The 21746-nt window shown below is 72.1% G+C and carries 17 protein-coding genes and 3 pseudogenes; 8 read left to right on the top strand and 12 right to left on the bottom strand.

The genetic code is table 11. The annotated features are described in order from the left end of the window. Positions 1 to 122: 122 nt before the first annotated feature. Positions 123 to 893, top strand: a complete 771-nt coding sequence (locus tag ACZ6BB_RS22340) for an SDR family NAD(P)-dependent oxidoreductase (RefSeq protein WP_471616895.1) — start codon at positions 123 to 125, stop codon at positions 891 to 893. A 73-nt stretch (positions 894 to 966) separates the two neighbouring features. Here ACZ6BB_RS22340 and ACZ6BB_RS22345 read toward each other — a convergent pair whose 3' ends face one another. The 4 genes from ACZ6BB_RS22345 to ACZ6BB_RS22360 form a co-directional block, all read right to left on the bottom strand. Then, positions 967 to 3432, bottom strand: coding sequence for a SpoIIE family protein phosphatase (locus ACZ6BB_RS22345; RefSeq protein WP_471616896.1), 2466 nt, complete (start codon positions 3430 to 3432; stop codon positions 967 to 969). Positions 3433 to 3589: 157 nt separating this feature from the next. Continuing rightward, the gene (locus tag ACZ6BB_RS22350; RefSeq protein WP_471616897.1) at positions 3590 to 4153 is read right to left on the bottom strand and encodes an MBL fold metallo-hydrolase; all 564 of its coding nucleotides are present in this window, start codon (positions 4151 to 4153) and stop codon (positions 3590 to 3592) included. A 677-nt stretch (positions 4154 to 4830) separates the two neighbouring features. Continuing rightward, positions 4831 to 5811, bottom strand: a complete 981-nt coding sequence (locus ACZ6BB_RS22355; RefSeq protein ID WP_471616898.1) for a threonine ammonia-lyase — start codon at positions 5809 to 5811, stop codon at positions 4831 to 4833. Between the two features lie 217 nt (positions 5812 to 6028). Beyond that, on the bottom strand, positions 6029 to 6946 hold the full coding sequence (locus ACZ6BB_RS22360; RefSeq protein WP_471616899.1) for a CE1 family esterase: 918 nt from the start codon (positions 6944 to 6946) through the stop codon (positions 6029 to 6031). Between the two features lie 544 nt (positions 6947 to 7490). Here ACZ6BB_RS22360 and ACZ6BB_RS22365 point away from each other — a divergent pair. Continuing rightward, a complete protein-coding gene (locus ACZ6BB_RS22365; RefSeq protein WP_471617016.1) occupies positions 7491 to 9137 on the top strand; it encodes a glycoside hydrolase family 43 protein in 1647 nt (548 codons plus the stop codon). A 71-nt stretch (positions 9138 to 9208) separates the two neighbouring features. Continuing rightward, positions 9209 to 10267 (top strand): annotated as a pseudogene (locus tag ACZ6BB_RS22370) (glycoside hydrolase family 10 protein); the annotation flags it as partial. A 180-nt stretch (positions 10268 to 10447) separates the two neighbouring features. Here ACZ6BB_RS22370 and ACZ6BB_RS22375 read toward each other — a convergent pair. The 4 genes and pseudogenes from ACZ6BB_RS22375 to ACZ6BB_RS22390 form a co-directional block, all read right to left on the bottom strand. Further along, positions 10448 to 11218: a maleylpyruvate isomerase family mycothiol-dependent enzyme gene (locus ACZ6BB_RS22375; protein ID WP_471617017.1), complete on the bottom strand. Its 771-nt coding sequence runs from the start codon at positions 11216 to 11218 to the stop codon at positions 10448 to 10450. Positions 11219 to 11321: 103 nt separating this feature from the next. Further along, positions 11322 to 13583 carry a protein translocase subunit SecD gene (gene secD / locus ACZ6BB_RS22380; protein ID WP_471616900.1) on the bottom strand — a complete coding sequence of 754 codons (2262 nt, stop codon included), beginning with the start codon at positions 13581 to 13583 and terminating at the stop codon, positions 11322 to 11324. 65 nt (positions 13584 to 13648) lie between these two features. Further along, the gene (locus tag ACZ6BB_RS22385; RefSeq protein ID WP_471616901.1) at positions 13649 to 14077 is read right to left on the bottom strand and encodes a hypothetical protein; all 429 of its coding nucleotides are present in this window, start codon (positions 14075 to 14077) and stop codon (positions 13649 to 13651) included. Between the two features lie 96 nt (positions 14078 to 14173). Continuing rightward, positions 14174 to 14359: pseudogene (locus tag ACZ6BB_RS22390) on the bottom strand (response regulator transcription factor); the annotation flags it as partial. A gap of 29 nt (positions 14360 to 14388) precedes the next feature. On the opposite strand from ACZ6BB_RS22390, the pseudogene ACZ6BB_RS22395 reads away from it, so the two are divergent. The 3 genes and pseudogenes from ACZ6BB_RS22395 to ACZ6BB_RS22405 all read left to right on the top strand — a co-directional run. Further along, positions 14389 to 14574, top strand: a pseudogene (locus ACZ6BB_RS22395) (hypothetical protein); the annotation flags it as partial. A gap of 285 nt (positions 14575 to 14859) precedes the next feature. Then, positions 14860 to 16347 (top strand): APC family permease, encoded by a 1488-nt coding sequence (locus ACZ6BB_RS22400; RefSeq protein ID WP_471616902.1) that lies wholly within the window; start codon positions 14860 to 14862, stop codon positions 16345 to 16347. A gap of 10 nt (positions 16348 to 16357) precedes the next feature. Further along, entirely contained in the window at positions 16358 to 17317 is a 960-nt protein-coding gene (locus ACZ6BB_RS22405; RefSeq protein ID WP_471616903.1) for a hypothetical protein, read from the top strand. Positions 17318 to 17498: 181 nt separating this feature from the next. Here the strand turns inward: ACZ6BB_RS22405 and ACZ6BB_RS22410 are convergent, their stop codons facing one another. From ACZ6BB_RS22410 to ACZ6BB_RS22425, 4 genes are all read right to left on the bottom strand, one after another. Next, entirely contained in the window at positions 17499 to 18464 is a 966-nt protein-coding gene (locus ACZ6BB_RS22410; protein ID WP_471616904.1) for a YihY/virulence factor BrkB family protein, read from the bottom strand. Positions 18465 to 18560: 96 nt separating this feature from the next. After that, a complete protein-coding gene (gene ppk2, locus ACZ6BB_RS22415) occupies positions 18561 to 19517 on the bottom strand; it encodes a polyphosphate kinase 2 (RefSeq protein WP_471616905.1) in 957 nt (318 codons plus the stop codon). Between the two features lie 65 nt (positions 19518 to 19582). Further along, positions 19583 to 19825, bottom strand: coding sequence for a DUF6411 family protein (locus ACZ6BB_RS22420; protein ID WP_471616906.1), 243 nt, complete (start codon positions 19823 to 19825; stop codon positions 19583 to 19585). Positions 19826 to 19948: 123 nt separating this feature from the next. Beyond that, complete coding sequence (locus ACZ6BB_RS22425; protein ID WP_471616907.1) at positions 19949 to 20473, bottom strand: MarR family winged helix-turn-helix transcriptional regulator; 525 nt, start codon at positions 20471 to 20473, stop codon at positions 19949 to 19951. A gap of 112 nt (positions 20474 to 20585) precedes the next feature. Here ACZ6BB_RS22425 and ACZ6BB_RS22430 point away from each other — a divergent pair, with 112 nt between their 5' ends. Then, positions 20586 to 21101, top strand: a complete 516-nt coding sequence (locus tag ACZ6BB_RS22430; protein WP_471616908.1) for a YceI family protein — start codon at positions 20586 to 20588, stop codon at positions 21099 to 21101. A 40-nt stretch (positions 21102 to 21141) separates the two neighbouring features. Next, complete coding sequence (locus tag ACZ6BB_RS22435; RefSeq protein WP_471616909.1) at positions 21142 to 21738, top strand: S1 RNA-binding domain-containing protein; 597 nt, start codon at positions 21142 to 21144, stop codon at positions 21736 to 21738. Positions 21739 to 21746 lie beyond the last annotated feature (8 nt).

Raw genomic sequence — 21746 nt, forward strand, 5'->3', positions numbered from 1 at the left:
TCGAATGCAGGAACCGGGGCGGATGCCCGGACGTCCTGGGGACGACGCGGGAGAAGCGGCCGCCGTAGGGTGACCGGCACCGGACAGCCGGTGGGCGTTCCCGCTCGGAGCGAAGGAGGACCATGGCACGCATCACCGACCACACCGTTCTGATCGTCGGCGCCTCTTCGGGCATCGGCGCGCAGGTGGCACGGCAACTCGCCGCCGACGGCAACCGCCTCGTCCTCACGGCACGACGCGCCCCCGAACTGGCCCACGTCGCCCAGGAGGTGCGGGCGGCGGGCAGCGCCTGCCTGGACCTCGTCGCCGACGCCCTCGACCCGCGGGCCGCGGCCGAGGTGGTGGCGGCCGGCGCCGCGGAGTTCGGGACGATCGACGTGGCGCTGCTCAACGCGGGCCAGGGCCCGGACATGTCCATGGACCAGGTGAGCGTGGCGGACGTCGCCCGGATCATGGCGCTGAACTACGACACGGTGGTCAACTACCTCGTCCCGCTGATCGAGCGGATGAGCTCCCAGGCGGACGGCGGCCTGATCGCCCACACCAACTCCCTCGCCGGACTGATGGGCATACCCCGCCAGGGCCCGTACTCGGCGGCGAAGGCCGCCGCGCGCACGCTGATCGACGCGGCACGCGTCGAACTGGCGCCCCGCGGCATCCGGTTCACCTCGATCCACCCGGGGTTCGTGGCCACGAAGCGCATCAGCGGCGACGGGCTGCCGAAGCCCTTCCAGATCAGCCAGGAGCGCGCGGCCCGGCACGTCGTCCGCGCCCTGGAACGCGAGCCGGCCCAGGCGTACTTCCCCTGGCCGACGGCCGCGCTGGTCCGCACACTGCGCACCCTCCCCGCGCCCGTCTCCGCCGCGGTGCTCCGGAGGCTGGCCTCCGCCTGACCCGCGGGGCCGGGAAGGGCCGTCCGCCGCACGCCCGCGCCGCAGGGATGGGGCGCAGGCGCAGGACCGGCAGCTACATGGCCGGGACGGGCGGCGCGGTGACGGCTTCGGCCTCCCGCGCGTCGGCCGGCAGGGACTGCTCGGCCCAGATCGTCTTGCCGGCGGAGGTGTGGCGGCTGCCCCAGCGCTCGGCCACCTGCGCGACGAGGAGCAGTCCGCGTCCCCCCTCGTCGAAGGTCCGGGCCCGCCGCAGATGCGGGGCGGTGGCGCTGCCGTCGGAGACCTCGCAGATGAGTGCGTCGGCCCGGACGAGGCGCAGCTGGATGGGCGGGGTGCCGTAGCGGATGGCGTTGGTGACCAGTTCGCTGACGATCAGCTCGGTGGCGAACTCCAGCTCGCTCAGTCCCCAGGCGGCCAGCTGTTCGCTCGCCCCGCGACGGGCTCCGGCCACGGCGGCGGGATCGGCGGGGAGCGGCCAGCTGCGCACCTGGTCGGCGCCGAGCATGGAGGTGCGGGCCAGGAGCAGGACGATGTCGTCGGCCGGCGGGTCGGGCCGTACCTTGCGCATGACCTCCTCGCAGGTCTCCTCCAGGCCGGCGGCGGGGTGGCGCAGAGCCTCACCCAGCAGGTCCAGCCCGACGTCGAGGTCACGGCCCGGGGCCGCGATCAGACCGTCGGTGTAGAGGGCGAGCACGCTGCCCTCGGCCATGTCGATCCGGGCCGCCTCGAAGGGCAGTCCGCCGAGACCGAGGGGCGGCCCGGCCGGCAGGTCCAGCACGCGCACCGTGCCGTCGGGGTCCATCAGCAGGGGTGGCGGGTGTCCCGCCCGAGCCAGGTCGCACCGGCCGGCGACGGGGTCGTAGACGGCGTAGAGGCAGGTGGCCCCGACCTCCCCGGAGGCCTCCTCCGCCTGCCGTCGCGCGTCCGGGCCCTCCTCCCGGTCGAGACGGATGACCAGATCGTCCAGACGGGTGAGCAGCTCGTCGGGCGCGAAGTCGGCGTCGGCGAGGGTCCGTACCGCCGAGCGCAGACGGCCCATCGTGGCCGAGGCGCGCACCCCGTGTCCCACCACGTCGCCCACGGCCAGCGCGACCCGTCCCCCCGACAGCGCGATGACGTCGAACCAGTCTCCGCCGATCTCGTCCCCGGGCCCGGCGGGCAGGTAGCGGTAGGCGAGGTCCAGGGCCGCCACATCGGGCAGCCGTTCGGGCAGCAGACTGCGTTGGAGCGTGAGCGCGGTGCGGCGCTCACGGGTGTAGCGGCGGGCGTTGTCGATGCTCACCGCGGCCCTGGCGGCGATCTCCTCGGCGAGGATCAGGTCGTCCGGGCCGAAGGCGTCCGCGGTCCGGTGCCGCATGAGGTGCATGACGCCGAGCGTGACTCCCCGCGCGCGCAGGGGCACCATCAGCACCGAGTGGATCTTGAACCGGCGTATGCTCCCGGCGCGGGCCGGGGAGGCCGTCACCCACGCGCGCAGCGACGCGTCGCCCGCGCTGTAACGGTTCGCCCGGCCGGTGATCAGGGTCAGGGCCGGGGGTGAGCCGGGCGGGTAGATGTCGGTGTCGCCCGTGGGAACCACGGATTCGGGGCATCCCGCGAGCACCGACCGTTGCGCGGTGCGCCGGCAGACGACCGGCGTGTCGGGCGGCACCGGTTGCGGCTCATGCCCCTGGGCGACGGATTCCAGCAGGTCGACGGTGGCGAAGTCGGCGAACCCGGTCACCGCGACCTCGGCCAGTTCCTCGGCCGTGCGGGTGACGTCGAGGGTGCTGCCGATGCGCACGCTGGCGTCGTTGAGCACGGCCAGGCGTCGCCGGGCCCAGTACTGCTCGGTGATGTCGATGACCAGCGCGGACACACCCAGTGTCGTGCCCGCGCGGTTCTTCAGCGGGGAGAGGAACACCGACCACGCGTGGTCGCGGACCTCGCCGGAGGCGCGGAACGGCTGCTCCTCACGGAAGACCATCTCGCCGGTGCGCACCACCTGGTGCTGGAGGCGGTCGATCTCGTCCAGGGGCGGTGCGGGGTAGATCTCCCACAGGGTCCGCCCCCGCATCTCGTCCGGTCTCAGCCCCATGGCCTTGGTCATGACCTCGTTGCAGGTGACGAACCGTGCCTCGCTGTCGTAGATGGCCACGGGCAGCGGGAGCTGCGCCAGCGTGAGGTCCCACAGCTCCGCCGACTCCGCCTCCGTCGGGCCGGAGGGATAGCTCACCGCCGCCGGAGTGACGACCCAGTACGTGCCGGCGTCCGCGTCCGCCAGCGGAGTGCCCCGCAGCCGCACGGTGACACGGTCGCCGTCGCGCTTGCGCAGCACCAGATCGCTCGTCCACTGCTCGGCGGCGGCCAGGTGGCGCCGCGTCGCGAAGGGCAGTGTTCCGCCGAGCAGACCGGAGGCGGGCCTGCCCACCACGTCCTCGGGGCCGTGTCCGAGGAGCCTTGCGGCTCCCGCGCTCCACACCATGACGGCCCCGCGGGCGTCGACGACGACCGCGAAGTCCTCGGGTACCGCTGTGTTGGTGTCGGGTTCGTTGTACATGGGCGTCTACCGACCTCGTCCCCTGCGCCGCCCGGGCACGGGCGACGGGTCACCCTGCACGGGCGCTGCCTCCAGCATCCCGCCACGGCACAACCCGCTCAACCGGCTCCCGGGGCATCCGCGACCCCGCGGGCCTCGGGCGGGGTCCGGATGTCGTCTAGAGCGGAGTCGAGGCCGACGGCGCGAAGGGTGCGCCGTGGCCGGGGACGATCAGGACCGGGTCGAGGGCCAGGACCTTCTCCCTGGCCGCCCGGAGCTGGTCCCGGTCGGGGGCGAAGGGATCGTCGGCCGGTCCCTCCGCGGTCCACCACAGGTGGGTCAGGACCACCAGACCCTCCTCCGCCGTCACGAGGGTGCTGACGTCCTCGGCGGTGTGGCCGGGGGTGGTCATCAGCGTGATCGACGGTGAGAGCCGGTGGCCGTCGGCGTCCCGGTCCTCCCAGATGTCGTCGCGGTAGACGGCCATGTGGTCGTGGAAGCGGGCCTCGGGGAACAGGGCCGCGTTCAGTGTGTGGTCCGGGTGGTGGTGGCTGAAGACCACGTCGGTGACGTCCTCGGGGGCCAGCCCGTGGTCCGCGAGCGGGTCCAGGATGAGCCGGCGGTGGGCGACCATCCCGGGATCGACGACCGCGACGGTCGCGCCGTCGACGAGCAGGGTGACGGTCCCCGCCACCCGTGTGTCCGCGTAGCCGGTGGTCAGGACGTGGAACGTGGCGGTCATGGCGGGTCCTCCGGTGTGGCCTGACGTGCCGGCCGTCTGGGCCGTGGTGTGCGGTCGTGGGGATCCTGCCACGCGGGAGGTGGCGCCCGGAAGCCGGTGATCGGTGCGCGAGGGCGGGGGGCCGGCATCCTGGGGCCCACTCCAGATCGGCGAGTGCGGCGACCTCGACGGCGGACTCCGTCTCCTCCCGGTGTGCGGCCCGGGCCGGGTTCGAGGCGATCGCCTGGGCGGGGGGCGAGTTCGGCGACCCTGCGCAGCCGTACCTCGGCGCCGGCGGACTCGGCTCCTTCGGCCACCGCCCGCGCGAGGCGGTGCACGGATCCGGTGGCGCTGCAGTGGGCGACCAGTATGTGTGCTGACACGGAGAACCCCTTCCAGGGGTCTGCTGCTCGATCACGACGAGGACGGGCGGGGGTGGCTGTTGTCCCCGCCCGTGTGTCCGGCGGGCCGTCCGGCCGCTGTGTACGGCAGGGCGCTCGGCGGGTGTGTCCGTCAGGTCACTCGGCCGGTGGGTACGACAGCACGGCGCTGACCGTCTTCTCCTCGGTGTTCGCCTCGATCCCGGCCCAGCCGAGGGCACACGGCAGCGAAGGCTCGGCGGCACGGGGGCAAGCTCGCGCGGCGTGTGCTCACGGCGACCGCCGACCCCTCCGGCAGGCCCTCCAGGGCGCCGGGCGTCAGGGCCCGCCGTGGGGAGTCGCACCGACCCAGCGGTGATAGGCGTCCAGATCGACGTTGCCGCCGCAGATCACGGTGACCACGTGCCGGCCGGCGAAGCGGTCGCGGTCCTCGAGGATCGCGGCGATGCCGAGTGCGGCCGACGGTTCGACGACGAGGCCGGCATGTTCGAGGAGCAGGCGCATACCGGCGATGATCGACGCCTCCCGGACCAGCACGGCGTCGTCGGCGACCAGCAGGAGGTCGTCCAGGACGGCCGGGACGGGACACCGGCCGGCGACTCCGTCGGCGATGGTGTCGGTCGAGTCGGTGGTGACGACCCGCCGTCGACGCCACGAGTACGTCATCGCCGGCGCGCCCAGCGGCTGCACGCAGATCACCTCGGCCTCGGGCGCCAGGGACTTCATCACATGTCCCACACCGGTGGCCAGCGCCCCGCCGCCGAGAGCGATCAGAACCGTGTCGAACGACGGCGCGGCACCCGCCAGTTCCAGGCCGATGGTCGCCGCGCCCTCGCAGGTCTCGATGTCCAGGCTGTCCTCGACCAGCCGGATGCCGTCGGACCGCGCGACGGCCGCCGCCCGCTCCCGGGCCATTTCGTGATCGCCGTCCATCAGTTCGAGCCTGGCGTCCAGCGCGCGGATCCGGTCGAGCTTGGCCGCGGTCGCGAAGCGGGAGGCCACGACGGTCACGTCGAGCCCCCGTTCACGGCCGGACCAGGCGAGAGCCTGGCCGAGATTTCCCGCGCTGGCGCACACCACCGCCCGCGAGCCCTGGCCGGCGAGCCGGGTCGCGACGACCTCCGTGCCCCGGGCCTTGAAGCTGCGGACCGGGTTCGCGGTTTCGAGCTTGACGCTCACCGCGCATCCGAGACGGGGCTCCAGCGCTTCGCAGCGGTACAGCGGGGTGTCGAGAAAGACCGGGTCGATGACCTGCCGTGCGGCCCGGATCCGGGCGGTGTCGAGGCGTGTCTGCTGCACGAGACCGCAGCGTAGCGCCGCCGACGCCGACGCTCGGGCAACTACCCCATTCTGCGGGCCAGTTGCGGGGGTCTGTCGGTTCGGGCGGCGTACGCCATGCCGTGCCAGGCCCGACCCCGGCCGCAGGCACGGGCACGGGCACGGGCACCCGCCCACGCAGAACCCCGGCGGCACGACCGCCGGGGTGAACCGCTCGCTCTCCCGGTGCCTGGCGGTACTAGACCTGATTGAAGAACCGCCACACCTCGGCCGGCAGCCAGGTCCTGGATCCGCTGTCGCCGGGAGCCCGGTCCTGGGGAGCCGCGATGTGCCCTTCGTCGAACGCCGCCCAGGCGACCGGGTGTCCGGCCGAACACCCGGAGTAGGTGGTGACCCGGTGCGTCAGACTGCCCTGGGCCGGCTCGGGCGGATTCTGGGGGGTGCAGCCGTTGTTCCTGACGAACCGGTCCCGCATCGCACGGCCGCCGGAGATGCCGAGGACGTTGTCCCGCAGGCCGTGCACGCCGAGATAGGCGATGGGCTGCGTACCACCGCTGCATCCGCTGAGCTGGCCGCCGCTCTGGACCGCGACCGCGCGGAAGACCGTCGCCCGCGAGCAGGCGAGCGAGTACGACATGGCGGCGCCGTAGCTGAATCCCAGGGCGAAGCGCTGGGCGGTGTCGATGCACAGGGCGTCGTCGATCCGCCGGATCATGTTGTCGACGAAGGTGATGTCCTCGCCGCCGGCGTTGCCCCAGCCGTTGTTGAGGCCCTGGGGCGCGACGAAGACGGCGCTGTTGTTGGCCAGCCGCTGCAGCCCGTAGTAGGCCCAGGTGCCCGTTTCCACGGTGCGGCCCGTGGAGACGTCGGTGGAGGTTCCGCCCAGCCAGTGGAACCCGAAGACCAGCCGGTAGGGGCGGTTGCGGTCGTATCCGTCCGGGACCCGCAGGATGAAGTTCCGGTTCTTGCCGCCGCTCTGGATCGTGTGTGTTCCGCTCGCCAGCGCGGGCGCCTTGCCACAGCCGGCCGTCGTGGCGGCGGGGGCACGTACGGAGGCCGCGGCCGGGCCCGAGGCCGCGATCGTGGTACCGACCAGGGTCAGCACGAGCGACGCGACGATGGCGGGCCATAAGGACGTTCTGGTCCTCGTGATCATGTGACTCCCTCTCCGGCGGCTTCCGGCAACCCGACCCCATGAATGTCGTGCACCTGGCAGCAAGAGGTAACGCAAGATTCGGCCACGTCCGCGATCGAACATCTACGGCCGCCAGACAGTCCGGGACCGTAGAGAGGCGGTCGACCTTGTCAACACGTGGCGTTCCCTCGGCGCCGCGCGAACGTGACACCCGGCGACGCAGACCTGGACCAGGCAGGCGAGCTTTCCGAGCCCCAGGAGAGCCGCATCCTGACGTACGGACCGAACGAAATATTTCGCCAGACACCTCGAATCATGCGAGAGGTATTGACGGGCCCCACCGGCCTCCTATCATCCAAAGTGCTCGATGTGCCGATCGATGTCCGACATCACGAACCGGACGGAGCGGGCACGCCCGGCCACGGGAGGCCCTCTCGGCGAGCCACCACGTTCCACGACACACCTCGGCACAGCACCCGCCCCCACCCCGTCCCTCACCCGTGAGGCTCGGCGGCGCCACCCGCCCACCACGACGGCCCGGCCGCGCGAGGAGAACGACATGGATATGTCATGCCCTGATCAATTCTGGGATCGCCGTCGCACGCTGGCCGCAGCCACCGGTCTGGTGACGGGCACCTTGCTCCCCCTGAGCGGAGCATCGCGCGCCGTCGCGGCCCCCGGTCCGGAGCGGGGGCCGTCCGTCACGGCCGCCGCGGACCTCGCGAATCCGGTCGTCTGGCAGGACTTCGCGGACATCGACATCATCCGCGTCGGCAACACCTACTACGCCTCCGCCTCCACGATGCACTACTCACCGGGAGCCCCCGTCCTGCGCTCGTACGACCTGGTGAACTGGGAGATCGCCGGTCACGCGGTGCCGACCCTCGACTTCGGCGCCAAGTACGACCTGAACGGCGGCCGCGGCTACGTGCGGGGCATCTGGGCGTCGTCGCTGGCCCATCGCCCGAGCAACGGAACGTTCTACTGGCTCGGCCAGATCGACTTCGCCAGGACGTACGTCTACACCGCCACCGCCGTCGAGGGACCGTGGAACAGGCTCACCACCATCAGCACGCCCTACTACGACGCCGGGTTGCTCGTGGACACCGACGACACCCTGTACGTGGCGTACGGCAACTCCACCATCAGCGTGGCCCAGCTCTCGCCGGACGGCCGCACCCAGGTCCGCACCCAGCAGGTGTTCACCACGCCGTCGAGTGTCGGCACCCTGGAGGGCTCCCGCTTCTACCGGATCAACGGGCAGTACTACATCTTCCTGACCCGTCCCGCGAACGGCCAGTACATCCTGAAGTCGTCGAGCGGCCCCTTCGGTCCCTACACGATGCGGCAGGTCCTTCTCGACCTGCGCGGGCCGATCCCCGGCGGCGGTGTCCCGCACCAGGGCGGACTGGTGCAGACACAGAGCGGCGCCTGGTACTACCTGGCGTTCGTGGACGCCTACCCCGGCGGCCGGGTGCCCGCCCTGGCGCCGGTCACCTGGACCTCGGACGGCTGGCCCGTCGTACAACTCGTCAACGGCGCCTGGGGCGCCTCGTATCCCGCCCCGGCCGTGCCCGCCCCACCCCGCCCGGTCACCCCCATGATCGGCGTCGACACCTTCGACGGGACGACCCTCAAACCGAGATGGGAGTGGAACCACAACCCGGACAACACCAAGTGGTCGGTCAACAACGGTCTGACGCTGGGCACCGCGACCGTCACCAACGACCTGTACTGGGCCCGCAACACCCTCACCCACCGCATCCAGGGCCCCACCTCCACCGCCACCGTCCAGCTCGACCCCTCGGCCATGCGCGACGGCGACCGCGCCGGACTCGCGCTGCTGCGTGACTCCTCCGCGTGGATCGGACTCAAACGCGACGGCGGCGCGACCCGACTGGTCATGGTCGACGGGCTGACCATGGACGGCAACTGGAACACCACCGGCACCGGAGTCGAGCGGGCGAGCACGAACGTGCCGGGCGGGCGCCTCTGGCTGCGGGTGAACGCCGACATCCGCCCCGGATCGGCCCGGCCGGGCACCTTCTCCTACAGCACCGACGGCACCCGCTTCACCCGCCTCGGCCCCGCCTTCTCGATGGGCAACGACTGGCGCTTCTTCATGGGCTACCGGTTCGCCCTCTTCAACCACGCCACCCGGGCACTGGGCGGCTCGGTCCGCGTCACCCGGTTCGAGGTGTCCACCCCCTGAACCCTCCGCACCCGCTCCACCCACACCCGCACCCGCACCCGCACCCGCACCCCGACCGTACGAGGAGAACGATGAACCAGTGGAAACGGCTCGGCCGACGCCGGGCATCGGTACTGGGCCTGGCAGCGGTCATGGCCCTCGTGACGCCCGGCATCGCGAACGGCGCACCGCAGGCGGATCCCGGCTCGGCGGCCGGCGCGCCGAAGGCGGTCAAGGCGTCCACCCTGGGCGCCCAGGCCGCCCAGTCCGGACGGTACTTCGGAACGGCCGTGGCCGCCGGACGCCTCGGTGACGGCCAGTACACCGGCATCCTGGACCGGGAGTTCAACTCGGTCACGGCCGAGAACGAGATGAAGTGGGACGCGACCGAGCGTTCCCGGGGCCAGTTCACCTTCGGGTCCGCCGACCAGATCATGAACCGTGCGGCCTCCCGAGGCCAGCGTGTGCGTGGCCACACGCTGGTGTGGCACCAGCAGCTTCCCGGCTGGGTCAACTCCATCAGGGACGCGAACACGCTGCGCGGCGTGATGAACAACCACATCACCACGGTGATGAACCGCTACAAGGGCCGCATCCACTCCTGGGACGTGGTCAACGAGGCCTTCGCCGACGGCAACAGCGGCCAGATGCGCAGCTCGGTCTTCCGGGACGTGCTGGGCACCGGCTTCATCGAGCAGGCGTTCCGCACCGCCCGCGCGGCGGACCCGGCGGCCAAGCTCTGCTACAACGACTACAACATCGAGGACTGGAACGCCGCCAAGACCCAGGGTGTCTACCGCATGGTCCGCGACTTCAAGTCCCGGGGCGTGCCCATCGACTGTGTCGGACTCCAGGCGCACTTCGGCGCCGGCGGTCCCCCCGGCAGCTTCCGGACGACATTGTCGAGCTTCGCCGCGCTCGGTGTGGACGTGCAGATCACCGAGCTGGACATCGCGCAGGCACCGGCGTCCGCGTACGCGAACACGGTCCGGGCGTGCATGGAGGTGCCACGCTGCACCGGCATCACCGTCTGGGGCATCCGCGACAGCGACTCCTGGCGCAGCGGGGAGAACCCGTTGCTCTTCGACCGCAACGGCAACAAGAAGCAGGCCTACCAGTCGGCGCTCACCGCGATGGGCGGCTCGATCGCGTGAAGCGGGCCGATGCCGTCCCCTCGCCCCGGTCCGCCGCCGCGCCGCCCTCCCGTTGACGGCCACCGGGCCGCCAGGTGGGGGTGACGCCTCCTGAACCGGACGCAGGCCCCCGGCTCACCCCCGGGGGCCTGTGTCCCTCCAGGCGCCGAGCAGGGCGTTCACACGGTGCTCGTGCGGCTACTCGTCCTCCTCCGGGTCCCAGGCCAGGAGCAGGTCGAAGAGGTGGCGGTCTCCGTCGGACTTCAGGGAGTCCACCGGGATGCGGCCGTACAGGGCCAGGACCAGCTCGCCCGCCGTGCCGTGCAGGGAGGCGTCGGCGGGCGTCGCGTCGGGGGCGGTCAGGCGCGTGGTCCGTGCGCCGTCGGCGGAGAGCGTCAGGCGCCAGGAGGCGCCCTCGGTGGCGTGGTAGTCGACGGCGACGGGCTCGTGGGGCCAGGGGGCCGTCCCGGCGCAGCAGGTGGACAGGAACTCGTCGACACCGTCGAGTGCCGCCTCGTCCGGCAGTGGCTGCCGGATACCCGTGGTGATCTGGGCGTCGTAGGTGTGCACCGCGGCCTCCTGGACCTGGTGCCGGGCGACCGCGCCACTGGTCCGCGGTGACTGCGACGTTCCCCACCAGGTCCAGCAGCCGCGATCCGGGCCGGACTCCCGCAGGGCGTCCAGCAGTTGTCCGGTGGACTCGGCCGACCAGGCCAGCAGGGCCGCGCGTTCCCGGGGCGCGTCCGGGGCGGCCTCGGGCAAGGGGGCGTCGGCCGGGCCGGCGGCGACGGTGGCGGCCCAGAAGCGGTGCACCGAGCCGAGGTGCCGTACCAGGTCCAGCAGCGTCCACTCGGGGCAGGTCGGCACCCGTTCCGACAGGTCGGGCGCGGCAGCGACCGCGGCCCGGAACGCGGCGGAGCGCTCCTCGATCAGCCGCAGCAGTGCGGGGAACTCCGGGGTCGCGGCCACAGTCTTCGTCACGCCCACTGTCTATCACCGTGCTCCGCCGCCCGGACAGCGGTTTTCACGGCCACCCCACGGGGCGCGCGGCACCGGCCGCGCGCCCGACGCGTCAGCGGCGCCTGTGGAGTTCGATGGCGAGGGGGGTCGCGGTGAACATGGAGGAGTAGGTGCCCACGGCCAGGCCGATGAGCAGGGCGAGGGCGAAGTCGGTGAGGGAGTCTCCGCCGAGGACCGCCAGGGCGGTGAGGATGAAGGCGGCGCCCATGCCGGTGTTGACGGTGCGGGGCAGCGTCTGCAGCAGCGCCCGGTTGGCGACGGCCGCGAAGGGTGAGGTGCGGTCGGCGCGGCCGAGGTCCCTGACGCGGTCGAAGACGACGACGGAGTCGTTGACCGAGTAGCCGCTGACGGTGAGCAGGGCGGCGAGGAAGACGCCGTCCACGGGCTTGCCCAGCCAGGCGAAGACGCCGACGAGGATCACCACGTCGTGGGCGAGGGCGGCGACGGCGGAGGTGCCGAACAGCCAGCGGAAACGGGCCGCGAGGTAGAGCAGCTGGGCGCCGAGCGCGACGACGAGGGCGATCAGGGCGCCGTTGCGCAGTTCCTTGCCGAGGCTGGGGCCGATGGCCTCGTCACGGACCTTGTCGGCGCGGTCGGTGAGCGCGCCGATGGTGTCGGTGACGGCGGCCGCCTGCGCCTCGCTCAGCCGGTCGGTACGGACGGTGAGTCCGCTGTCGCCGGAGGTCTGGACGACCGCCCGGGGGAACCCGGCGTCGGCGAGAGCGGCGCGTGCCCGGTCGGGGTCGACCGGGGTGGCGGTGGTGTACTCGACGAGGCGGCCTCCGGTGAACTCGATCCCGAAGTCCAGGCCCCGTACGCCGATCCCGGCCACGGCGACGGCCAGGACCACGGCGGAGACGGCCAGCCAGCGCCGGGGCCGGCGCATCAGCTGCGGCGGTGTGCGCGTCAGACGGTCGCGGACGGCGCCGGTCCGGGCGATGCCCGTCAGGCGCGGACGGCGGCGGACCGAGGGCCTGGAGGCCGCGTGGTCGGCGAGCACACGGGTGATGACCAGGGCGCTGAACATGGAGGCGAGGACGCCGATGCCGAGGGTGACACCGAAGCCGCGCACGGGTCCGGAGGCGAGGAAGAACAGCAGGCCGGCGGCGATGAGGGTGGTGACGTTGGAGTCGGTGATCGCGCTGAAGGCTCCGCGGAATCCCGCCGTCAGGGCCGATCGGGGACTGGGCCGCCGCTGGGAGGCGTACTCCTCCCGGGCCCGTTCGAAGACCAGCACGTTGGCGTCGACCGCCATGCCGATGGCCAGGACGAAACCTGCGAGGCCGGGGAGGGTGAGGGTGGCGCCGAGGGCGGCGAGGGTGGCGTAGGAGATCAGGCCGTAGCAGAGCAGTGCCACGGTGGCGAGGACGCCCATGAGCCGGTAGACGGCGACGATGAACAGCGCGGTGAGTGTGGTGCCCACCGCGGCGGCCCAGGCGCTGGCCCTGATGGCCTCGGCGCCGAGGGTGGGGCCGACGGTGCGCTGCTCGACGTTCTCCACCGGTACGGGCAGTGCGCCGCCGTTGATGAGCAGGGCGAGTTCCTTGGCCTCGTCGGCGTCGAAGGAGCCGGTGATCTGTGTGGAGCCACCGCTGATGCCGGTGTCGCAGCCGACCGAGGGATCGATCTGGGGCGAGGAGATGATCTTGTCGTCGAGGACGATGGCGACACGTCGGGCCGGGTCTCCCGCCGGGGCGCAGGCGGCCCGGCCGGTGAGGCGGGCCCAGCCGTCGCGGCCGGCCCCCTCGAAGTCGACGGTCACGTGCCATCCGGTGCCGGTCTGCCGGTCGAGCCGGGCGGCGGCCTCCTTGACGTCCTGGCCGGTCAGCGCGGCCGCTTCCAGGCGCAGGAGTTGGCCGGACTCGTCGGCCAGGACGGTTCGACGCGACCGCTCCTCCTCGTCCTTCTCCTCTTCCGTGTTCTTGTCCGTGTTCTTGGCCTTGTCCGTGGCGTCGGCGGTGGTCGTGCCGAGGACCTGGTGGAAGGTGAGCTGGGCGGTGCGGCCGAGGACCTCGGCGGCCTCGGCCGGGTCCTGCACTCCGGGCAGTTCCACGACGATCCGGTTGTCGCCGGAGCGCGCGAGAGTGGGTTCGGCGACGCCCAGCGCGTCGATGCGGCCGCGCAGCACCTCCAGGGTGCGGTCGGTGGCCTCGCTGTCGGCAGCGGTGGTGGCGTTGGGGCGGGTCTCCAGCACGATCTGCGTGCCGCCCCGCAGGTCGAGTCCGAGGTGGACGGGTGTGGTGAGGGCGATGAAGAGGGACAGGGCGACGGCGGCGAGGGCGAGCAGCCCTCGGACGCGCGGGGCGCGGGTCAAGAGGGGCCTCCGGCAGGCACACCGCGGCCGGACACGGCCGCGGTCGACGGAAAGAAAGGGGAAGCTCAGGTGCCTGGTCGGAGCGGCGGTGCGCGTCCCTGGTGACGGCCCGTCGGAGGGGGCGAGGCCGGCGGGGCCGGGGCGGCCGGGGCGGCCGTGGGCCCGCGCCGAGGCGGGCCGACCGTCTCGCGCGGTACGGCGAGGGCAGCCGTGTGCGGGGGCGACAGCCGCTCCCCGGGAACATCACGGGGGCTGCGGAGCAGGGCCGCGCCGTGCCCGTCGTCCGCCTGCGCCCCGCTGTCGGCCCGCGCGATCTCGAAGGCCGACGTGACACGGCCCTCGACCACCGAGGCCACGCGGGAGGACGGACGGTGCTCGGCGGCGCCGTACGAAGGCGGCAGGAACAGGGTGGTGAGGACGGCGAACAGGACGGCGAGCGCCGCCGCCGGACCGAGTCCGCCCGTGCGAGGGGCGGTGGACGAGCCGCGTGCCATGCGCCGTCCCCTCCCCGTTCCGGTGCCTGATGTAAGTGCTTCGTCAGTGCCAACGCGCTTGCCCCGCGCGAGAGTTCCGGCCGCGGGCGGGCGGTGTCAGGGTTCGATGAGACCGGCGCGGATGGCGTAGCGCGTGAGTTCCGGACGGTCGCGCAGGCCGAGCTTGTGCAGGAGGTTCGCCCGGTGCCGGTGGACGGTCTTGATGCTGATGAAGAGCATCTCGGCGATCTCCTTGGAGGAGTGCCCCTCGGCGACGAGCTTGAGGACCTCCTCCTCCCGGGGGGCACCCCCGGTCGGGCGGTTCCTAGGCCGCCTTCGCCCGCGTCCAGGACCGCACCTACGGCACCTGCCTGGGCTGCTCGAAGCTCATCCCGGTCGAGCGCCTGGAGATCCTGCCCTACACGGGGCGTCGAGGTGCGCTGGGCCGTGGACTTCCTCGGGCCGTGGTTGTGGCGGCGGCTGCGTGGCCGTTCCTCGGGCGACGGCACCACCCGTAACTGCCGCCCCACAAAGGCCCCGGTCGTCGGCGTGGTGAAAATTTTCGCCAACTCGGAAGGTTACCCACCGGTCAATCTTGAACGCTCAAACAGCGCGGATATCATCACACGCACACACGGTGTGATCATTCGGTCGCCGGCTACGGCGCACGATGCGCTCCCCCGTTCCCGCCCCGGGCCCGAAGACCTCCCCCCTCCGGGCCCGAGGCAGCATCACCTCCCAGTCCTCCACGCCGGCGGCCCAAGGCGTCCGTCCGTCGTGCCCTCACGAAGGCAGCGCATCGCATGAGCAGCACCAGGGGCAGAGGACTTCAGGCCAACGTCCTCGGCACGTTCGACACGGTGGTCATGGCGGTGGCGGGCAGCGCGCCCGCCTATTCGATCGCGGCGACCACCGCCGTCCTCGTCGGCGCGGTGGGCCTCGCGAGCCCGGCGGCACTGTTGTACTGCGCGATACCGATGCTGGGCATCGCCCTGGCCTTCAGCTACCTCAGCCGCATCGACGTCAACGCGGGCGCCAGCTACTCCTGGGTGGGGCGCACCCTCCACCCCTTCCTGGGGTTCCTCAGCGGCTGGGCCCTGGTGATCTCCGCGACCATCTTCATGGTGGCCGGCTCCCTGCCCGCCGGCGCGATGACGCTGTCCCTGTTCGACGAGGACCTGGCCGACAACACCGCGCTGGCCACCACGGTCGGCGCCTTCTGGTTCCTGGTCATGCTGTTCGTCGTCCTCGGCGGCGCCCGCCTCACCGTCCGCGCCCAGCTGATCATGTCGGGCGTGGAACTGGTCATCCTGGCCCTGTTCGCCCTGCTCGCGCTGCTGCACGGCGACAGCGCCCGGTCCTTCGACTGGTCCTGGCTGGGCTTCAGCCAGTTCGACGGGGTGAGCGGCTTCGCCTCGGGGGCGCTGATCGCGGCCTTCTACTACTGGGGCTGGGACGTCACGAGCAACCTCAGCGAGGAGACCCGCGACAGCCGGCGCACCACCGGTCTCGCCGGTCTGATCGGCGTCGGCGTCGTCTTCCTGCTGTTCGAGGTCTTCACCATCGCGGTCAACGTCATCCTGACCGACGCCCAGATCCAGCAGAACGACGCCAACGTCCTGGCGGTGCTCGGCGAGGAGGTGTGGCCGGGGCTGGGCGGCAAGCTGCTCATCGTGGCCGTGATGCTGTCCACCATCGCGACGCTGGAGACCACTCTCATCCAGGTCACCCGGTCCCTGTTCGCGATGGGCCGCGACCGCACGATGCCCGAGGCCCTCGGCCGCGTCCACCGCACCTGGAACACCCCCTACGTGGCCATCACCGTGGTGGGCGGAGTGGCGCTGGTGATGTTCGTCGCCTCCAACGCGCTCGGCTCGGTCGGCGACATCCTGGCGGACGCCATCTCCGCGATCGGTCTGCAGATCGCCGTCTACTACGGCCTGGCCGGGCTGGCGGTCGTCGTCGCCTACCGCAGGATGCTGCTGAGGTCCGTGTCGAACTTCGTCTTCGGCGGGCTGTGGCCGCTGCTCGGCGCCCTGTTCATGTTCTGGGTGCTCGTCGAGTCGCTCGGCGAGCTGAGCAGCGCGTCCGTGGCGATCGGACTCGGCGGCCTGGCGGTCGGCGTGGTCCCGATGCTCTGGTACTGGCGCAAGGGCAGCGAGTACTACCGGCCCGCCCCGCTCGACGCCGCCGAGGCCGTCGGGAGGGGTGCCACGTCGGGCGACGCCGCGGCCGCCGCGGCGGCGGCCGACCGCTCCTACGCCCATGAGGGTCTCCCGACCGACTTCTGAGAGGGACTCGATGGCGCGCGAACGCTTCACACCCGACTTCGACTCCGACTGCGGTGACGCGCCGCTGACGTCGGCCCGGCAGGACATCGTCATCGGCCGCTGGCAGGGCCCCCGCGAGCTGCTGCGCATGACCGGCCCGGCGTGGGTCGCCCGGGGCCACCGGGTCCGGATGCTCGCGCAGTCGTGCGCCGGCAGTTCGACCGTGGAGTCCTGGCTCGCCGCCGAACCCCGCAGCGCCGACGCCCTGGTGCTGCGGGCCGCCACCGAGACGGCTCGGGCCTTCAACCTGGCCATCACCGCCGGCCGGGGCGTCCCCATCGATCCGCGGCGCATCGACAGCGCGGCGGTGGCCTGCTTCGAGGCGGCCGAGGCCTGCCCCGACGACCCCACGCCGTGGATCTCCCTGATCTCGGTGGCCCGGCTCTACAGCGGCGGGGTGCGTCGCCAGGAACTGGCCCGCTGGTGGGACGAGTTGTACGACCGCGACCCGTTCAGCGTGGAGGGCCACCTCCAGGTGCTGCACTACTACTCGTCACGCTGGCACGGCTCGCACGGCCTGATGTACGACTTCGCCCGGGACGCGGCCGGTGTGGCCCCGCCGGGGTCCCCGCTGCCGGTGCTGGTGCAGTACGCCCGGGTCGAGGAGTACCGCTCCCTGCTGGAGCAGAACGGGGCACGGCCGACGGGGGTCGGCATCGGTCAGCACTGGAGCCACGACGGCGCCGCCAGCGACGTACGGCGCACCTGGCAGCGCTGGATCACCGGACGGCCGGACGGTCCCCCTCCCCCGGCCGAGGTGCGCGACCTCAACTACCTGACCCACGCGGCCTGTTCGGCCGGGCTGACGGACATCGCCGGGTCGCTGTTCCACCTCGTCGGGCGGCGCGCCACACGGACTCCGTGGTCCTTCACCGGTGATCCGTCGCGCCAGTTCACGAAGTGGCGCAAGGAGTTCCTGCCGCGCGGCTGAGGCACCGGCGTCCGCCGGGTTCGACACGCGCGTGCCCGGGGCAGCTACGTGTCGGCATACCGCGTACGCGTCCGGCGCGGCTCCGGGCATCCCGCCCGTGAGGCCCTGCGCGGACTCAGGGACCGCGAGGACTCCGGATCGCCTCGCCCCGTCCCGGCCGGGCGTCCCGCGGCGGCCGGGGTCACGGCCCCGGTCCGGGGTCCGGACGCACGGCCTCGGTGATGCCGGCCCGGGCCGCTTCGAGCTGAGCGGCGAAGGCGATGCCCAGGAACAGCGCCACACCGGTCAGGTTGGCCCACAGCAGCAGGGCGACGAACGCGGTCAGCGGCCCGTACACGGCGCCGAACGAGCCGCTCTCGGCGACGTAGAGGGCGAGCAGCCAGGTGGCCGTGATCCACAGGACCAGGTGGACCGCCGAGCCGAACGCGAGCCAGGTGTAGCCCGGCTGGTCCCTGCGCGGGGACCACCGGAAGATCACCGCCGAGGCGACCCAGGCCAGGACCACGCCCAACGGCACTTCGAGGGGACGCAGCCAGTCGAGCCTGTTCTCGGGCCAGCCGAGCGCCTCCACCACCGCGTTCCCGAGGGCGTCCCCCGCGACCAGCACGAGGAACCCCAGCACCATAGGCATGCCCGCGGCGAGGGCCAGGAGGAGCGACCGCCCGTACTTGTGCACGAACGGCCGGTCGCGCTCGATGCCGTAGATGCGGTTGGCGCCGCGTTCCACCTGCCCCATCGCCGAGGCGAGGTTGAGGACGGCGAAGGCCAGGCCCACCCACATCGCGACGGCGCTCCAGACGCCGGACCCGGCGCTGCGCGCGGTGCCGTCCAGCGCGTCCTCGACCAGGCTCGCGCTCGCGCCCGGCACGATCTGGCCCAGGGTGAGTTCGATGATCCGCCCCACGCTCTCCGTGTGCACGGTGGTGGCCACGCCGACCAGCGCGATGGTGAACGGCACCAGCCCCAGGACCACCTGGAACGCCAGCGAACGTGAGTTGGTGAAGCCGTCGGCGTAGCGGAACCGGGCGAACGCGTCGAGGAGCAGCCGGCGGCCTCCGTAGTGGCGCAGCGCGCTGAGCGCCTCGTCGCCGGACAGCTCCTCGCCGATCATGTCCCGCGTCTGCGGGACGTGCACGACGGTCCCCATCGAGAACGTCTCCTCCCCGTCGTTCCCCGCAGCCCGGGCGAGAACGCGATCCTGCCGCCGGGAGAACGGTACAGCCGACGGCGGCGTGCCCGGCCGTCAGGTGGATCCGGGGTGGCTGCCGGGCCCGTCGGTGCGCGGGGACAGGGGGGTCGGGGACAGGGCCGTGTCCTCCTCACCCGGTTCCAGGAGGGTGTTGGCGGCGCCGACGATGAGCGGATCGGGGGTACCGACCACCTCGGGGTCCTTGTTGCCGTAGTCGACACGCGACAGCAGGCTGCGCATGGTCTCCAGCCGGGCGCGGCGTTTGTCGTTGCTCTTGACGACGGTCCAGGGTGCCTGTTCGGTGTCGGTGGCCCGGAACATGTCGACCTTGGCCTCCGTGTAGTCGTCCCACCGGTCCAGTGAGGCCAGGTCCGTCGGCGACAGTTTCCACTGGCGCACCGGGTCGACCTGCCGGATGGCGAAACGGGTGCGCTGTTCGGCGCGGGAGACGGAGAACCAGAACTTGCACAGCAGGAAGCCGTCGTCGACGAGCATCCGCTCGAAGGCCGGGCACTGTTCGAGGAACAGTTCGTACTGGTCCTTGGAGCAGTAGCCCATCACGCGTTCCACGCCGGCCCGGTTGTACCAGGACCGGTCGAAGAAGACGATCTCTCCTGCCGTCGGCAGGTGGGCGATGTACCGCTGGAAGTACCACTGCCCCGCCTCACGTTCGGTGGGCTTGTCCAGGGCCACCACCCTGGCGCCGCGGGGGTTGAGCCGCTCGGTGAGACGTTGGATCGTGCCGCCCTTGCCGGCCGCGTCGCGCCCTTCGCACACCACGATCACGCGCGCGCCGGCCTCCTTGACCCAGCGCTGGAGCTTGAGCAGTTCGATCTGCAGGACGCGCTTGCGCCGCTCGTACTCCTGGCGGCCGACCTTGCGCCCGTAGGGATGGTTCTCGCGCCATGTCGTGAGGGGGCGGCCGGTCCCGTCGAGCAGGACCGGCCGCTCCCGTCGGCTGGTGTCCACGGTCAGTCCGTCCAGCAGCCCGTCGGCATGTTCAGCGTTCATCACACCACTCCCGCGTGGAGACCTCGCCCGATCCGGGCGGGGCCGGACGGCACGGCTTGCCGAGGTCAGAACGGCATACGGCCTCGGGTACGGCGGCCCGCCGAGCCGCTACGGCCGACGGCGCGGGAACTCGTCCGGAACGGCTTGCTGAACAGCCTGCCCAGGACGCCGGGCGCCTTGCCGCCGACCCGCGACCCGGTACCGAGCGAACGCTGCGTGCCGCGCTCGGGGTGACGGGAGAGGCGGGGGACGAAGAAGGCCAGCACGGCCAGGACCACACACACTCCGACTACTGCGGCGATGATCACGAATTGTCTCCCTCGATGGTCGGGAGCGTACGGGTTCCCCGTCGGCGTCCGTCTATGTGAGCGCATGGCGGGCGGCTTCCACGGCCCCACGACCGCGCGGAGGACGGGGAAGGCGGGTTCACCTCACGCGGGCACCGGGCCCGACGGCCCGGCGGCAGACCCGTCGACGAGGCCCGGCAGCAGTCCCCGCAGCGCCTCGCGCTGGGCCGGTCCCATGAACTCACCCAGAGCGCGGGTGACCGTCTCGGCGAGCGAGCCGGACGCCTCCTCCAGCAGGCGTCGCGCCTTGTCGGTGAGGGCGACCTGGATGCCGCGCCTGTCTCCGCACACCGACTCGCGGGTGACCAGGTCGGCGTGGCCGAGGCAGGCGATCTGGTAGGTGAGCCGGGTCTTGGGGCGGCCCAGGAGTTCCGCGATCCGGGTCATCCGCAGCCCCTCCTCGGGTCGCGCGGCCAGCAGACAGAGGATGAGGAACTCGTCGTGCGAGACCCCGAGCCGCTCCTTCACGACCGCGCGCAGCCGCTGCTCCACCGCACCTGTCGCCGCCAGCAGAAGCATCCAGGCGTGCAGCTCGGCGGGCAGCGGCCCGTCCGCCCGCAGGGACGGGCATTCGGGCAGGCGGGCGGGCTGCTTGTCGGGGTCGGCCATGCGCCAAGTGTAACTGTTGTCCAATTTTGAATAACAGGGGTTGTCCAAATTCGGATAACGAGCTAGCTTCCGTCATACAAATTTGGACGACCTCGCCGAGTGGAGAAAGACCATGACCGTCGCCGTGGAGACCGGACTGTGGCAGCTCGACACCACCGCCTCGACCGTCGCCGTACAGCACAGGACCATGTGGGGCCTCGTCAACGTGAAGGGCACCTTCGGCACCGTCCGGGGCCAGGGAGAGGTCCGGCCCGACGGCTCCGCGGTCGGCGTGGTCACCTTCGACGCCGCCTCCCTGGACACCAAGAACGCCAAGCGCGACGAACACCTGCGCTCCGCCGACTTCTTCGACGTCGATCGTCACCCCGAGATCACCTTCGCGGTCCGCGGCGCCGAACTCCGCGACGGTGACACCGTGCAGGTGGTGGGTCAGCTCACCGTGCGCGGCATCAGCAGGTCGCACTCCCTGACCGCGCGCCTGACGGAGTCGAGCGCCGCGGGGCTCACGCTGGAGACCTCGTTCACCGTGGACCGCGAGCAGTTCGGCATGGGCTGGAACCAACTGGGGATGATGCGCGGCTCGGCGACGATCTCCGCGACACTGCGCTTCACCCGGGCCGGCGCCTGACCATCCCGCACTCCCGGCCGTCCCGTGTCATGATCGGTTCATGTCCGCGTACTCCTGGCCGTACGAGAACGGTCGCCCCACGCCGGCCGGAGGCGACGCGGCCTGGACCGCGACGGTCCGCTCCCTGCCGGTCGGCACGGCGGTCACCGGTGAGGTCATCGGCAGACAGCCCTTCGGCGTCTTCCTCGCCGTCGACGGCCACCCCGAGGCGGTGGGTCTGGCACGCGTCGACAGGATGCCCAGGTGCCGTGAACTGCCGCTCGTGGGACAGCGCGTCACCGGCGAGGTGGTCTGGCACGCCGAGCACCAGCACCAGGTGGGCATCGCACTCCGCGAATGGGCCGAGCACGAGGACCTGCTTCCCGCATTCGCCGAGCGCGTCGGCCAGGTGATCCCGGGCACGGTCACGAGACTCGCGCCGATCGGATACTTCGTCGGTGTCGCCGACTGTGTGGAGGGGCTCGTACCCGTCACCGGGGCGTCCGAGGACCCGGCGGACAGCGTCCGCGTGGGCCAGGAGGTGTCGGTACGGATCGTCGCGGTCGAGATCGAGGCGCGTCGCGTGCTTCTGGCGGCCGAGGAAGTTCCCCCCGGGGGTCTCGCGGGCCGGGGAGGGGGCGGTCCGTGCGCCGGCTGAACGCGGTG

This window comes from Streptomyces sp. NPDC041108, assembly GCF_055592645.1.